Source organism: Vibrio sp. HI00D65 (genome assembly GCF_001635455.1).
GTDB lineage: Bacteria > Pseudomonadota > Gammaproteobacteria > Enterobacterales > Vibrionaceae > Vibrio.
On the sequence record NZ_LWEH01000298.1, the window covers coordinates 1 to 13801 of the forward strand.

Here is a 13801-nt window from a genome sequence, read left to right on the forward strand (position 1 = left end):
GAATGGGAACCTCGTGTGTCGCTCAAATTTGATAGACTCATTGACTTAAACAATGCATCCGGACGCGGGATGGAGCAGCTTGGTAGCTCGTCGGGCTCATAACCCGAAGGTCGTCGGTTCAAATCCGGCTCCCGCAACCACATTACAGTTAAGCGCCATTTATTGCCAAAGGCATTAAGAGCTGCGATTAACTTATGCGACACTAGCTCAGCTGGTAGAGCGCAACCTTGCCAAGGTTGAGGTCACGAGTTCGAACCTCGTGTGTCGCTCCAATTTGAAAGTGAAACATGAAGAGCATTCTGGCAGAGTGCAATCCGTGCCAAGGCTGAGGTCACGCCTAAGCCTTGAAGATCGGTAACCTCGTGTGTCGCTCCAATTTCTTTCTAAGCTATCTGGCTTAGATATAGGCTTTAAGCCTAAGCTCTTTCTTTAATGCTGCGAAGCATAATCCCTCAAAAAGCAAATAATCCTCCATCATGGTGGATATTTTTTTGTCTTAAATTTTTCTTAGCAACCGGAATGCTAGTAATCATCAGGTCTCTGAAGTAGATACTTGAGGTATTTCACATCTATAAACAGACTTATCCACAAGTGGTTAGATGTGGATAACTTGGTTGATAAAGTTATTTTAGGCTTAATTCTTCACATCTCTCAAAAAGATCTTTCTTGTTCTCAATATGTTAGCTAAACCTTAACTTCTGTAACCTATTGTTTTGTATAAGTTTATATGCGTATGCGGGATTTGATGAAAGATCGTTAACTTGTTGTTTTTTGATCTTAATCATTTATCGGTACTGTGTTTAACTTTGTGTAGGTGTCGGAAGTTTACGAGAGTTCTGAATTTTTTCCACATTGCCAAAATTGAGAACAAGGTCAAACATTGTTCTAAAATTATGTGCAACGAGTTATCTTAAATATTGGACTGTTAGTAAGAGCTAGCCTTCCAGACATTGGCATATATAGGGCTAAGCATCTCTTGGTAGTCCTTTCTCAACAATGCGTATCAGTCGATGCTTTTTAGTTGCGACTTTGCTGTTACCTTTTTGAACCTCAATAATGCTCGGCAATTGCTGTAATTGTTTTTCTAAAGCCCACTCGATATGAACATCTAACATGTCGCTATTACCTCGGTGAGACTCTAAGGTTTCAACAATACGTTGTTGGAATGGTGCATTCCCCATAGCAACATAGATATTGCGTAACCATTGGGTATGACCAATACGTCTGATCGCTGAGCCTTCCATTTTCTTTAAGAAGGTCGCTTCATCCCAACTTGCGAGTAAAACGAGGTCGGCTTCTTTAAAATCTTCTCTGCGGTGGAAGTCTTTTTGCTCAGTGATATCAGCGTGACGATTCCATGGGCAAACCAATTGGCAGTCATCGCAACCATAGATTCGGTTCCCAATTGCTTCTCTGAATTCTTCTGGGATTACGCCATCGTATTCAATCGTTAAATATGAAATACATTTTCGAGCATCAACCACACCATCAGCAATAATGGCGCCGGTTGGGCAGGAGGTGATACATGCGGTGCATTTTCCACATTCGTCAACACTCGGCTCATCGACAGGAAGAGGGATGTTCACTAGTAGCTCTCCAAGGAAGAACCAAGAGCCCGCGTCTTTATCGAGTATGAGTGAGTGTTTACCTGTCCAGCCAAGCCCTGCTTTTTGAGCAAGTGGTCTTTCTAAAATAGGTGCAGAATCGACGAAAGGACGTGAGTCTAAACCTTCGACCTCTTTTTCAATTCGTTGCCCCAGTTTTTTCAGTTGGTTACGGAACAATTTGTGATAATCACGACCTAAAGAATAACGGCTGATGTACCCTTGAGTGGTATCGCTGAGGTTTGAGGCAAATTGAGCTTCAGGTGGTAGGTAGTTCATTCGGGCGCTGATCACTCGAATGGTTCCTGGGTGAAGTTCATTAGGACGTGCGCGCATCATGCCATGACGGGCCATCCAATCCATTTCGCCGTGATGACCCGCATCTAGCCATGCTTGAAGAGGGGCTTCGTGTTCACTTAAATCAATATCGCAGATGCCAACTTTTTGAAAGCCTAGCTCATTTCCCCAAATTTTAATTTTTTCAGCAAGATGGTCTAGATTCATGGCTTTATTCTTGTAGATATAAGGGTAACTAAAATTCGGTTCGGCAAAAATGGGGGCGGATCTTAACGGATCTTATTGGCGTTGACCAGAACAGACGTGTTTTGAACAGTATTTTTCATAGAACTTACACTTGAATGCTTGTCTCCTAAAAGCATCACGGTTTACTATTCTTGTTCTTTTGATTTTTTATAGTCAACGATCGATTTTTAGAGAACGTATTCATGAGCACTAAACAATTTACTTTGAAAGATGAACAAGCAACGATTCAACTAGGAACGGAGCTTTCTAATCTTTGCTCACAGCAGACAACGATTTATCTGCATGGTGATCTTGGCGCAGGTAAAACGACGTTTAGTCGCGGCTTTGTAAAAGCACTTGGTCATCAAGGAAATGTAAAGAGCCCAACGTATACTCTAGTTGAACCTTATCAACTTGCAGATTGGCAGGTGTATCACTTTGATCTTTACCGCTTAGCCGATCCTGAAGAACTCGAATTTATGGGGATTCGTGATTACTTTACGCCTGACGCGATCTGTTTGGTTGAATGGCCAGAGAAGGGGCAAGGCTTGCTACCAGAAGCGGACATGGATATTGATATTCGTTACCAAGACGATCACCGTATTGTTTCCCTAACCGCTAATAGTGAATACGGACAGCGCTTACTTAGTCAGTTGGAGTTATGTTGATTTCTAGACGCCTTTTTCCAACAGTAGCCATGATGGCTGCTGTTTTCTCCTTACTATTTTCATCACTGGTTTCTGCGAATTCACTAAAAGGTTTGAGGGTTTGGCCTTCACCTGAAGAAACGCGTGTGGTTATCGATCTTAAATCTGAGGTCGACTTTAGCTATTTCACACTGAGTAGCCCAAGCCGCTTGGTTGTCGATTTAAAAAATACCGAATTAGCGACAAAGCTGCCGGTGGTGGTGAAAGATAGCCCAGTACTTTCTAAAGTTCGTAAAAGCTCTCCCCCACAGAAGGGAACCTATCGCTTAGTTTTCGAGTTGAAGAAATCCTCTAAAGCTAATCTTTTTAAGTTAAGCCCAACACCGGGCGGTCAATATGGGCACCGCTTGGTGATCGATCTGCCTCATGATACGGTAAGCAAGAGCAAACCAACCACAAAACCAAGTAAGCCAACGGTAAGTAAAGATATCAATCAGGTTAAGCGTCAGAAAGATATCTTGATCGTGATTGATCCTGGGCATGGTGGTGAAGACCCAGGCTCGATCGGCCCAAGTCGTAAATATGAAAAAGATGCGACGCTGAGTATTTCTAAAAAGTTAGCTGCTCAATTGAATGCGATTCCGGGTATCAAAACTCGTATGACTCGTAATGCTGACTATTTCGTAAACCTTAATAGACGAGTTGCTATCGCTCGTGAGAATGAAGCACACCTATTGATTTCAATTCACGCGGATGCTTTTACTACACCTCAACCTCGAGGCGGTTCGGTGTTTGTGCTGAACACTCGACGTGCGAATACAGAAATCTCCCGTTGGATTGAGAATAAAGAGAAACAATCAGAATTGTTGGGGGGCACGGGTACTGCTTTCACCAGTCATATTGATGATAAGAACGTAAACCAAACTCTGTTGGACCTGCAATTTAGTCACTCTCAGAAAGAGGGCTATAAACTGGCAACAGCAATTCTGTCTGAAATGGGTAAAGTCGCTAAACTACACAACAGTAAGCCGATTAATACGAGTTTGGCAGTATTGCGCTCACCGCAGATCCCATCGGTATTGGTAGAAACGGGCTTTATTTCAAATCCAACGGAAGAGAAGTTACTTTTCCAACGCTCGCACCAAGATAAACTTGCGCGTGCTGTGACTAAAGCCGTGGTGAAGTACCTGAAAGAGAACCCGCCGGAAGGGATTATCTTGTCTAATGCGACATCATCAACAGGCAGTGTTAGTCAGCACAAGGTGTCTCGTGGTGAGTCGTTATCGGTGATTGCGAGTAAGTACGGCACATCGACACAAGCCTTGATGAAGTACAATAACCTGAAGTCAAGCAGCCTTGCGATTGGCCAAGTGCTGAAGATTCCAGGTAGCGCTTCAAGCTCATCATCAAGCAGTGCGGTTAAGACTAAGACTATCACTCACACGGTTAAGTCTGGAGAATACCTAGGTAAGATCGCTAGCCGTTATAAAGTGTCTGTGGCTGATATTAAACGTGAGAACCGTCTAAAATCAGAAACAGTGAGAGTGGGTCAAAAGTTACGTATTACGGTTGAGGTTAAAGATGTACCCCTTCGCAAACATAAAGTCGCAAGAGGCGATTACTTAGGCAAGATCGCCGCGAAATACGGTGTGAGTGTGAACAGCATTCGCCAAGCGAATAAGCTCCGCTCTGATAAACTGGCGATTGGACAAGTGCTGATTATTCCTCATAAATAATCGAGTTTAACTAACATAGAGGTGCCTTCTAAGCTTGGAAGGGCTTCTATGGATGGCAGTAAGGTAGCTATAAATATGACGATCAAAATACTGCCAGCTCGCTTAGCGAACCAAATTGCAGCGGGTGAAGTGGTAGAAAGGCCAGCCTCTGTTGTAAAAGAGCTGGTTGAGAACAGTTTGGATTCCGGCGCGACACGTATCGATATTGATATCGAGAAAGGTGGCGCCAAGATGATCCGTGTTCGAGATAACGGTAAGGGCATAGTAAAAGATGAACTGGCTCTCGCACTAAGCCGCCACGCTACCTCTAAAATCCATACTCTTGATGACCTTGAGGCGATCGTTAGCCTAGGTTTCCGTGGTGAAGCACTAGCGAGTATCAGTTCAGTAGCGCGTTTAACCATGACTTCACGTCCTGCCACTCAAGATCAAGCTTGGGCAGCGCACAGTGAAGGCCGAGACATGCAGGTAAAATTGCAGCCTGCCGCACACCCAATTGGCACCTCGGTTGAAGTGCTGGATCTGTTTTTCAATACCCCGGCACGCCGCAAATTCTTACGTACTGAAAAAACCGAATTCACTCATATTGATGAGCTACTTAAGCGCATCGCATTAAGTCGCTTCGATGTGACGATCAACCTGCGTCACAACGGCAAGATGATTCGTCAGTACCGCGCTGCTAAGACGGAGGTTCAAGCCGAGAAACGCATTGCAGCGGTATGCGGTAATCCATTTGTTCGTCATATGCTTAAGATAGAACTTGAGCACCAAGGGTTAAAACTTCATGGCTGGATCACCACGCCAGAGGGGGCAAGACAGCAAAGCGACTTACAATACTGCTATGTGAATGGTCGTATGATGCGTGACAAACTAATCAATCATGCGATTCGTCAAAGCTACGAAACTAGCTTGCGTCCAGACCAATTTGCAACTTACGTACTCTTCATTGAACTAGACCCGCATCAAGTCGATGTGAACGTTCACCCCGCTAAACATGAAGTGCGCTTTCATCAGGCTCGTCTGGTGCATGACTTTATTTATCAAGCACTGAGCGATGGCTTAGCACAAAGTAAGCAAATCGATGCAGCGCCTATTAGTCAATCTGCTTTCCACCAATCAGAAGCCCCTAATTATCAGCAAGATAGTTCGATACCTGAAGCGGAAGACACGACGAGTTTTAGTGCGACAGAAAGCAATGTCCCAGCTCATTTAGAACAATCTCAGGTTTCTGAAAGAGTGCGACATGCGATTGAGCAGACTCCAGCCTATCCGAGAAAAGCAGAATCCGAGCAAGTTTATAACCAGCCTCAACACAGCGTTAATGATAGTGGTCAGCACTATGGCTCAGCGTCTAACAGAGGTTCTTCAAGCAGTGGCTTTTCAAGTAATTTAGGTTCACCTGCTAACCGAAACTCGTCTGTTCGTGAAACCAGTTTTACCGGTTCACCTCGTCAAGAGTGGATAGAATCACGGCCGGCTCCGAAGAAAGAGAAAGAGTCACATCAACACCACGCCGAACCTGCACCTTCGAAGCGCGAAGTGAGTGCTTACAAAGAGCTATTGAAAACGCCAGATTTTGAGCGTCAAACGGATGCGCCATCAGATGCTCAACAGCCAATGGCGCAAACAGCGCCAAGCGATGCAGAATTGCCTCAACAGAAGCTACCTCAGTCGAAGCCAAGAACACCAGTCACTGAATTAGGTAAGGCCGTCTCGGTTGTCGAGAGTCAGTACCTGATGATGGGCAACAAGAATGGTTGCGTGTTGGTCTCTTTGGCTAAAGCGGAGTTACTGCGCGTTATTGGCCAGCTAGACACGAGAAGCGGCGCATTAAAAAGCCAGCCATTACTGGTGCCTTTATCGCTTAAAATTGGTAGTGAATTGGTTGAGGTAGCGAAGACATTAAACCAACTACTGACTCGTCTTGGTATTGAGCTTAAAGTTCGAAATAGTGAAGCGGTTATGGTGATGGGGGTTCCTTCTCCATTAAGGCAGCAAAACTTACAAATTCTGATTCCAGATCTGTTATCGTACGCGGCTTCAATAAATGCCCAGAGTACAGTGAAGCAACCTAATGACATGTTGCCAGTTTTGGTCAACTGGATCGGGATTCAAACTGCACAAGTAAAAAGCGACTACACTTTATCTGAAGCGGTTCAATTAGTTGGGGAACTTGAACAACTTTGGCATGGTCTACTTCCATTAGATGATCCTGAATTTGTTAATCCTATCGACTTTTCGGCGACTATTGCGGCATTTATGGTTTAGTTTACTGGTAAATTAAGCTTATTTACGGCTTAGGCTGTGTATGATTTTATTTTTTACGAAGGGACCTTTTTGAAAGCGCCCTCTCGTGACAAAAGCCCTTTGCTATAAAGCGCTATAACTGAGAAACAAATACTAACTATCATGACTGAAAAATTACCTTTAGCGTTGTTTTTAATGGGCCCAACGGCATCAGGAAAAACAGATTTAGCTATCCGCTTGCGTCAGAAATACCCAGTAGAGATCATCAGCGTCGATTCGGCACTTATCTACAAAGACATGGATATCGGCACCGCTAAACCGGATGCAGAAGAGCTTGAGCTCGCGCCTCACCGCTTGATTGATATTCTTGACCCAAGCGAAGCGTACTCTGCGGCAGATTTTCGTCGTGATGCCCTGAAAGAGATGAACGAGATCGTTGCCCAAGGCAAGATCCCTCTTTTAGTAGGCGGCACTATGCTTTACTACAAAGCGTTGTTGGAAGGTTTATCGCCACTACCGGCTGCGGATCCGGAGATTCGCAAGCAGATTGAAGCGGAATCTATTGAGCAAGGTTGGCAAGCATTACATGATCAATTAAGAGAGATAGATCCCGTATCCGCTGAAAGAATACACCCAAATGATCCACAAAGGCTTTCAAGGGCATTGGAAGTTTATCGAATTTCGGGTAAAACATTAACAGAGCTAACTCAAACGAAAGGCGATAGCCTGCCATTTCGTGTGAAACAATTTGCAATAGCTCCCAAGGAAAGGAAAGAACTCCATCGCCGCATTGAGCTGCGTTTTGAGAAGATGATCGAAGCAGGATTTGAAGAAGAAATGAAGGCGCTGTACGCCAGAGAAGATCTTCATCCTGAATTGCCATCGATCCGATGCGTTGGTTATAGGCAGATGTGGGATTATTTAGACGGTAATTGTGATTTAGACGAAGCGGTTTTCCGTGGTGTCTGTGCAACCCGTCAGTTGGCCAAGCGACAGATCACCTGGTTGCGCAGTTGGGATGATTTAACTTGGTTGGATAGCGAAAACATTGATCAAGCGTTAGAAACTCTTTCAGATGCAATAGCATCTGACTAGTATTGCTGTGTATAATGTGATCGCTTTTGCGTGAATATACTCTGAAAAGGATCCGTTATTGAGGCTTTTTAAAATCACAGCCTTTCAATAACAACGGAGTTTTTTTATTCATTTAGCTCAGATGCAAAGGCCGCACCTTTTTGTGCACCACTAGCTAAGTAATTACAACAAAATACAAAATAAGGAAAATAAAATGGCTAAGGGGCAATCGCTACAAGACCCATTCCTAAATGCACTCCGCCGTGAGCGCATTCCAGTCTCAATCTACCTTGTAAACGGCATTAAGCTGCAAGGTCAGATCGAGTCTTTCGATCAATTCGTGATCTTGCTGAAGAACACTGTCAACCAAATGGTTTACAAGCATGCGATTTCTACTGTGGTTCCTGCTCGTGCAGTAAGTCACCACAGCGGCGAGCAACGTGCTCCATCTGATCGTGCTGAGAAGACAGAAGATTAATCGTTCAATTAACACAGCAAAGGCTGTGATAAGGAGTTGGTAGCTTGTTTGACCGTTATGAATCCGGTGAGCGAGCCGTACTTGTTCATATCAACTTCACGCATGAGGGAGAATGGGAAGACCTAAGCGAATGCGAAATGCTGGTCTCTTCTGCGGGGGTAGAAACGCTACAAGTGATTACTGGTAGCCGCCAATCCCCACTCCCTAAATACTATGTCGGAGAAGGTAAAGCCCTAGAAATCGCACAAGCTGTTCAGCTGACCGGTGCTGAAATTGTGATTTTTAACCACTCCCTTTCTCCTGCCCAAGAGCGAAACCTCGAGCAATTGTGTAAATGTCGTGTGATTGATCGCACGGGTTTGATCTTAGATATCTTTGCACAACGTGCGCGAACTCATGAAGGTAAGCTACAAGTTGAGCTCGCTCAGCTTCGACATATCTCTACCCGATTGATTCGTGGTTGGACTCACCTTGAAAGGCAGAAAGGTGGTATTGGTCTTCGTGGTCCAGGTGAAACTCAACTGGAAACCGATCGACGTTTGTTGCGTGACCGTATAAAGGCAATATTGCGTCGTTTAGCTAAAGTAGCTAAGCAACGTGAGCAAGGACGACGCGCTCGTAATCGAGCTGAAATCCCAACCGTTTCTTTAGTTGGTTATACCAACGCTGGGAAATCAACGCTTTTCAATCGAATCACTAGTGCTGGTGTTTATGCGGCAGATCAACTGTTTGCAACACTAGACCCAACACTACGTAAGATTGAATTGCCAGATGTCGGGCCTGCGATTCTCGCAGATACTGTAGGTTTTATCCGTCATCTACCACACGACTTGGTCGCTGCGTTCAAGGCTACATTACAAGAGACGCAGGAAGCTGACATTTTGTTACATGTTGTCGATGCCAGTGATGACCGCTTTCGTGAGAACATTCAGGCTGTTCATGATGTATTGGAAGAAATCGATGCTCATGAAGTGCCAACCCTTGTAGTCATGAATAAGATTGACTGCATGGAAGACCAAAAACCTCGCATTGATAGAGACGAAGAGGGCGCACCACGCGCTGTTTGGGTTTCTGCAATGGAAGGCGAAGGTATTGAACTGCTGTTTGAAGCGTTAACTGAGCGTTTAGCGAGTCAAATGGTTCAATACCGACTGTGTATTCCACATCAACATCAAGGCCGTATTCGTAGTTTATTTTTCCAGCTGAAATGTATTCAACATGAAGAGTATGATGAAAATGGTAACTTGTTGATAGATATCCGAATGCAACAGATAGATTGGTCTAAACTTGAAAAAAGAGAAGGGGCGCTCTTGGGTGACTTTATCGTTACCTCAGAGACTGCTACAGTATAACGTCATATCAAATGATGGAGCTTTCTAATGGCGTGGAATGAGCCTGGAAATAACAACGGCGATAACGGCCGCGATAATGACCCTTGGGGCAATAAAAACAATCGCGGCGGCCGAGATCAAGGACCGCCAGACCTAGACGAAGTGTTTAACAAGCTGAGTCAAAAGTTGGGTGGCAAGTTTGGTAAAAAAGGTGGCAACGGAAACGGACCATCTATTGGTGGTGGCGGTGCAATTGGCTTTGGTGTTATTGCCGTTATTGCTATTGCTATCTGGTTCTTCGCAGGTTTCTACACCGTTGGCGAAGCAGAAAGAGCAGTTGTACTTCGATTAGGTCAGTTTGATCGTATTGAAGAACCTGGTCTTAACTGGCATCCACGTTTCATCGATCAAATTAGCGATAGACAGCTGGTCAATGTTCAAGCGATTCGCTCACTGCGTGCATCAGGCACAATGCTAACGAAAGATGAAAATGTAGTGAATGTATCAATGGATGTTCAGTATCGCGTAACTGATCCATACAAGTATCTGTACCGAGTGACGGATGCGGACGATAGCTTACACCAAGCAACAGACTCTGCTTTGCGAGCTGTGATTGGTGATTCTCTGATGGATGCGATCCTAACCAGCGGTCGTCAGCAGATTCGCCAAAGCACGCAAGAAACGTTGAACCAAATTATTGATAGCTATGATATGGGTATCACGTTGGTTGACGTAAACTTCCAGTCTGCACGTCCGCCTGAGCAAGTTAAAGATGCGTTTGACGATGCCATTGCTGCTCGTGAGGATGAAGAGCGTTTCATTCGTGAAGCTGAGGCTTACAAAAATGAAATCTTACCAAAAGCGACAGGTCGTGCTGAGCGTTTGAAGAAAGAAGCGCAAGGTTACAGAGAGCGTATTACTAATGAAGCAGAGGGTCAGGTCGCTCAGTTTGAAAAACTACTTCCTGAATACGCTGCGGCTCCTGAAGTGACACGTAATCGTCTGTATCTAGATACAATGGAAGAAGTATATAGCAATACGTCCAAGGTTCTTATTGATTCAGAATCAAGCGGCAACTTGCTGTACCTTCCGATTGACAAGTTAGCCGGTCAAGATAGCGACAGTTCTAAAGCTCGTAAATCGAGAACGGGTTCTGCTTATGATGAGATTCAACTAGAGTCTGACCGTAAAGACGTTGCACCAAAATCTAACTCTGAAACTCGTTCAACATCACGTCAAGGGAGATACTAAGAATGCGTAAGTTAATGATCCCTGTATTAGTGATTGCATTGGCTCTTATGTTGATGTCACTGTTTGTGATTCCAGAAGGTGAGCGTGGCATTGTTGTTCGTTTTGGTCGTGTTCTGAAAGATAATAACGAAATCACTCGCATCTATGAGCCGGGTTTGCATTTCAAAATGCCGATGTTCGATCGCGTACAGCGACTAGACGCGCTAATTCAAACCATGGATGGCCGCTCTGATCGTTTCGTAACCTCTGAGAAAAAAGACGTAATCATTGATTCATACGTAAAATGGCGTATTGAAGACTTTGGTCGTTACTACCTGGCGACAGGTGGTGGTAATGCAATGCAAGCAGAGGCACTACTAGAGCGCAAGGTAACTGATGTTTTACGTTCTGAAATCGGTTCTCGTGAAATCAAGCAAATCATTTCTGGTCCTAGCGACAAGAGTAAAGAGCTTGCTGACGGCGTTGAAGATGAATTAGCGAATGAAGCTGCATTGAAAGCGTTAGAGATTGATGGCGAACGTGATCAAATCATGCAAGAGGTTTTAGATGATACTCGTAAGAGCGCACTAAAAGATTTGGGTGTACGAGTTGTTGACTTCCGTATTAAGAAGATCAACTTACCTGATGAAATCAGTGAGTCTATTTACCGCCGTATGCGTGCAGAGCGTGAGTCCGTAGCTCGTAAGTTCCGCTCTCAAGGTCGTGAAAAAGCTGAAGTTATCCGAGCTCAAGCAGAGCTCGAGGTAGCAACCATTCTCGCTGAGGCAGATAAAACGGCTCGTGTGACTCGTGGTGAAGCGGATGCAACTGCAGCAAAGATATATGCGGATGCGTACAATCAAGACCCAGAGTTTTTCAGCTTGCTACGTTCTCTTAAAGCCTACAAGAAATCGTTCAGTTCCAAGAATGATATCTTAGTATTGGATCCTAAGAGTGAATTCTTCCAGTACATGAATCAAGCCAGCGGCGCTCCAGCGAAATAAGCTGAGCAGTTATCGAAGCAGCAAACGCTGACCTTCAATAATAAGACACGCTAATACTTAAAAGGCTCCCATTGTGGGAGCCTTTTTGCTTTTTGGGATTCTGCATTTCATCTTGTCTTGAGATGCTATGAGAGAGTGGTTGCTCGAACTATCTTTCAGCTAGCAATGCTGAGGAATTATACAGAGAAGCTATTCTGAGATGTGATGACGTGAATTAGTGGTGTGTCATAAAGGCGATCACGGCGCCAGCGACAACAAGGCACCCACCAATGCGGCGTAATTGAGTATCGGGCTGCTCGCTTAGTTGAGCGACCATATTTCTCCAGCCATTTGGTGCGACTAATGGGCCAAGCCCTTCAACGATGAGAACAAGCCCAATTGCGAGCCAAATTGAATCAGACATGATGCTGCCTTATATCTATAAAAATATAATGATATCAGCATCTTTAGCAATCTGCCCTTCGTAATCGCTGTTTTATTTTTGTACAGCGTTAACGTTTATGAACAAAAAGTGACTGCAAGAAGTGTGATTCAGTGCTAGAATCCATTTTTAATTAGCAACAGAAATTGGAAAGATGGGAAATAACGTAGTCGTTCTAGGCACCCAATGGGGTGATGAAGGTAAAGGTAAAATCGTTGACCTTTTAACTGAAGATGCAAAATACGTGGTTCGCTACCAAGGCGGTCACAATGCAGGTCATACACTTGTAATTGACGGTGAAAAAACCGTTCTTCACTTAATTCCATCAGGCATCCTGCGCAATAATGTTAAATGTGTTATCGGTAACGGTGTTGTACTTTCGCCTGAAGCACTTCTTAAAGAAATGAAGCCTCTTGAAGAGCGCGGTATCCCAGTTCGCGAGCGTCTTTTCGTTTCTGAAGCTTGTCCGCTAATTCTTCCTTACCACATCGCTATCGACAACGCGCGTGAAATCGCTCGTGGCGCGAAAGCTATTGGTACAACTGGTCGTGGTATCGGTCCAGCTTACGAAGATAAAGTTGCTCGTCGCGGCCTACGCGTTGGTGATCTTTTTGATAAAGAAATGTTCGCTGAAAAACTAAAAGAAGTAATGGAATTCCATAACTTCCAACTAGAGCACTTCTACAAAGCTGAAACAGTAAGCTACGAAGATGTACTTGAGCAGTGCATGGGTTACGCAGATCTACTAACTTCAATGGTTATGGACGTAACTGACGAATTAGACGCAGCACGTAAGCGCGGCGACAAGATCATGTTCGAAGGCGCTCAAGGTACTCTACTAGATATCGACCACGGTACTTACCCATACGTAACTTCTTCTAACACGACTGCTGGTGGTGTTGCTGCAGGTTCTGGTTTTGGTCCTCGTCACATCGGTTACATCCTTGGTATTACTAAGGCTTACTGTACTCGTGTTGGTTCAGGCCCATTCCCAACTGAGTTATACGATGGCCTTGAGAAGCAAGACCCAATTGGCAAGCACCTAGGTGATGTTGGCCACGAGTTTGGCGCAACGACTGGTCGTCTACGTCGTACTGGTTGGTTCGATGCTGTTGCTATGCGTCGTGCAATCCAAATCAACTCTCTAACTGGTATGTGTCTGACTAAACTAGACGTTCTTGACGGCCTAGAAGAGATCAAGATCTGTACTGGCTACAAGATGGAAGATGGTTCTATCCTAGAAGTTTCTCCAATGGCTGCTGAATCTTTTGAAGAAGCAACGCCAATCTACGAAACAATGCCAGGTTGGTCTGAAACAACATTTGGTGCTAAGTCAATCGACGCGCTTCCACAAGCTGCTCTTGATTACATCAAACGTATCGAAGACCTAACAGGTGTGCCAATAGATATCGTATCAACTGGTCCAGACCGTAACGAAACTATCATCAAGGTTCACCCATACAGCGCATAATGCCTTATGGAGCGATTACCACTGCACCTTTAGTGC

11 protein-coding genes and 2 tRNA genes are annotated in these 13801 nt (G+C 44.6%); 11 read left to right on the forward strand and 2 right to left on the reverse strand.

Annotated elements, in window-relative coordinates:
• Positions 1–63 precede the first annotated feature (63 nt).
• Together A3712_RS28935 and A3712_RS28940 are read left to right on the forward strand one after the other, a co-directional pair.
• Positions 64–140 (forward strand) — tRNA-Met (locus tag A3712_RS28935).
• 56 nt (positions 141–196) lie between these two features.
• A tRNA-Gly gene (locus A3712_RS28940) sits at positions 197–272 on the forward strand.
• Positions 273–965: 693 nt separating this feature from the next.
• Here A3712_RS28940 and queG read toward each other — a convergent pair.
• Positions 966–2108: a tRNA epoxyqueuosine(34) reductase QueG gene (queG, locus tag A3712_RS19060; protein ID WP_063524673.1), complete on the reverse strand. Its 1143-nt coding sequence runs from the start codon at positions 2106–2108 to the stop codon at positions 966–968.
• A gap of 221 nt (positions 2109–2329) precedes the next feature.
• Between queG and tsaE the strand changes: the two genes are divergently transcribed.
• The 8 genes from tsaE to hflC all read left to right on the forward strand — a co-directional run bounded on the left by tsaE (position 2330) and on the right by hflC (position 11873).
• Positions 2330–2794 (forward strand): tRNA (adenosine(37)-N6)-threonylcarbamoyltransferase complex ATPase subunit type 1 TsaE, encoded by a 465-nt coding sequence (gene tsaE / locus A3712_RS19065; RefSeq protein WP_004741294.1) that lies wholly within the window; start codon positions 2330–2332, stop codon positions 2792–2794.
• Entirely contained in the window at positions 2788–4509 is a 1722-nt protein-coding gene (locus A3712_RS19070; protein WP_063524674.1) for an N-acetylmuramoyl-L-alanine amidase, read from the forward strand. Before tsaE ends, A3712_RS19070 begins: the two co-directional genes overlap by 7 nt.
• Positions 4510–4584: 75 nt before the next feature.
• Positions 4585–6777 (forward strand): DNA mismatch repair endonuclease MutL, encoded by a 2193-nt coding sequence (mutL, locus tag A3712_RS19075; RefSeq protein ID WP_063524697.1) that lies wholly within the window; start codon positions 4585–4587, stop codon positions 6775–6777.
• Positions 6778–6918: 141 nt separating this feature from the next.
• Positions 6919–7851, forward strand: a complete 933-nt coding sequence (miaA, locus tag A3712_RS19080; protein WP_063524675.1) for a tRNA (adenosine(37)-N6)-dimethylallyltransferase MiaA — start codon at positions 6919–6921, stop codon at positions 7849–7851.
• A 193-nt stretch (positions 7852–8044) separates the two neighbouring features.
• On the forward strand, positions 8045–8308 hold the full coding sequence (gene hfq / locus A3712_RS19085) for an RNA chaperone Hfq (RefSeq protein WP_004741290.1): 264 nt from the start codon (positions 8045–8047) through the stop codon (positions 8306–8308).
• A gap of 44 nt (positions 8309–8352) precedes the next feature.
• Entirely contained in the window at positions 8353–9660 is a 1308-nt protein-coding gene (hflX, locus tag A3712_RS19090; protein ID WP_063524676.1) for a ribosome rescue GTPase HflX, read from the forward strand.
• A gap of 27 nt (positions 9661–9687) precedes the next feature.
• Entirely contained in the window at positions 9688–10890 is a 1203-nt protein-coding gene (gene hflK / locus A3712_RS19095) for an FtsH protease activity modulator HflK (RefSeq protein ID WP_063524677.1), read from the forward strand.
• Between the two features lie 2 nt (positions 10891–10892).
• Positions 10893–11873: a protease modulator HflC gene (gene hflC / locus A3712_RS19100; RefSeq protein ID WP_063524678.1), complete on the forward strand. Its 981-nt coding sequence runs from the start codon at positions 10893–10895 to the stop codon at positions 11871–11873.
• 214 nt (positions 11874–12087) lie between these two features.
• On the opposite strand, the gene A3712_RS19105 is transcribed toward hflC, so the two are convergent.
• Complete coding sequence (locus A3712_RS19105; protein WP_063524679.1) at positions 12088–12276, reverse strand: DUF2065 domain-containing protein; 189 nt, start codon at positions 12274–12276, stop codon at positions 12088–12090.
• Positions 12277–12448: 172 nt separating this feature from the next.
• Between A3712_RS19105 and A3712_RS19110 the strand changes: the two genes are divergently transcribed.
• Positions 12449–13765, forward strand: a complete 1317-nt coding sequence (locus tag A3712_RS19110) for an adenylosuccinate synthase (RefSeq protein WP_063524680.1) — start codon at positions 12449–12451, stop codon at positions 13763–13765.
• Positions 13766–13801 lie beyond the last annotated feature (36 nt).

Bases quoted from the DNA above. Each gene is read 5' to 3' on its own strand.
- A3712_RS19105 (WP_063524679.1), bottom strand. From the start codon at position 12,276: ATGTCTGATTCAATTTGGCTCGCAATTGGGCTTGTTCTCATCGTTGAA.
- hflK (WP_063524677.1), top strand. From the start codon at position 9,688: ATGGCGTGGAATGAGCCTGGAAATAACAACGGCGATAACGGCCGCGAT.
- A3712_RS19070 (WP_063524674.1), top strand. From the start codon at position 2,788: ATGTTGATTTCTAGACGCCTTTTTCCAACAGTAGCCATGATGGCTGCT.
- queG (WP_063524673.1), bottom strand. From the start codon at position 2,108: ATGAATCTAGACCATCTTGCTGAAAAAATTAAAATTTGGGGAAATGAG.
- mutL (WP_063524697.1), top strand. From the start codon at position 4,585: ATGACGATCAAAATACTGCCAGCTCGCTTAGCGAACCAAATTGCAGCG.
- A3712_RS19110 (WP_063524680.1), top strand. From the start codon at position 12,449: ATGGGAAATAACGTAGTCGTTCTAGGCACCCAATGGGGTGATGAAGGT.
- miaA (WP_063524675.1), top strand. From the start codon at position 6,919: ATGACTGAAAAATTACCTTTAGCGTTGTTTTTAATGGGCCCAACGGCA.
- tsaE (WP_004741294.1), top strand. From the start codon at position 2,330: ATGAGCACTAAACAATTTACTTTGAAAGATGAACAAGCAACGATTCAA.
- hfq (WP_004741290.1), top strand. From the start codon at position 8,045: ATGGCTAAGGGGCAATCGCTACAAGACCCATTCCTAAATGCACTCCGC.
- hflC (WP_063524678.1), top strand. From the start codon at position 10,893: ATGCGTAAGTTAATGATCCCTGTATTAGTGATTGCATTGGCTCTTATG.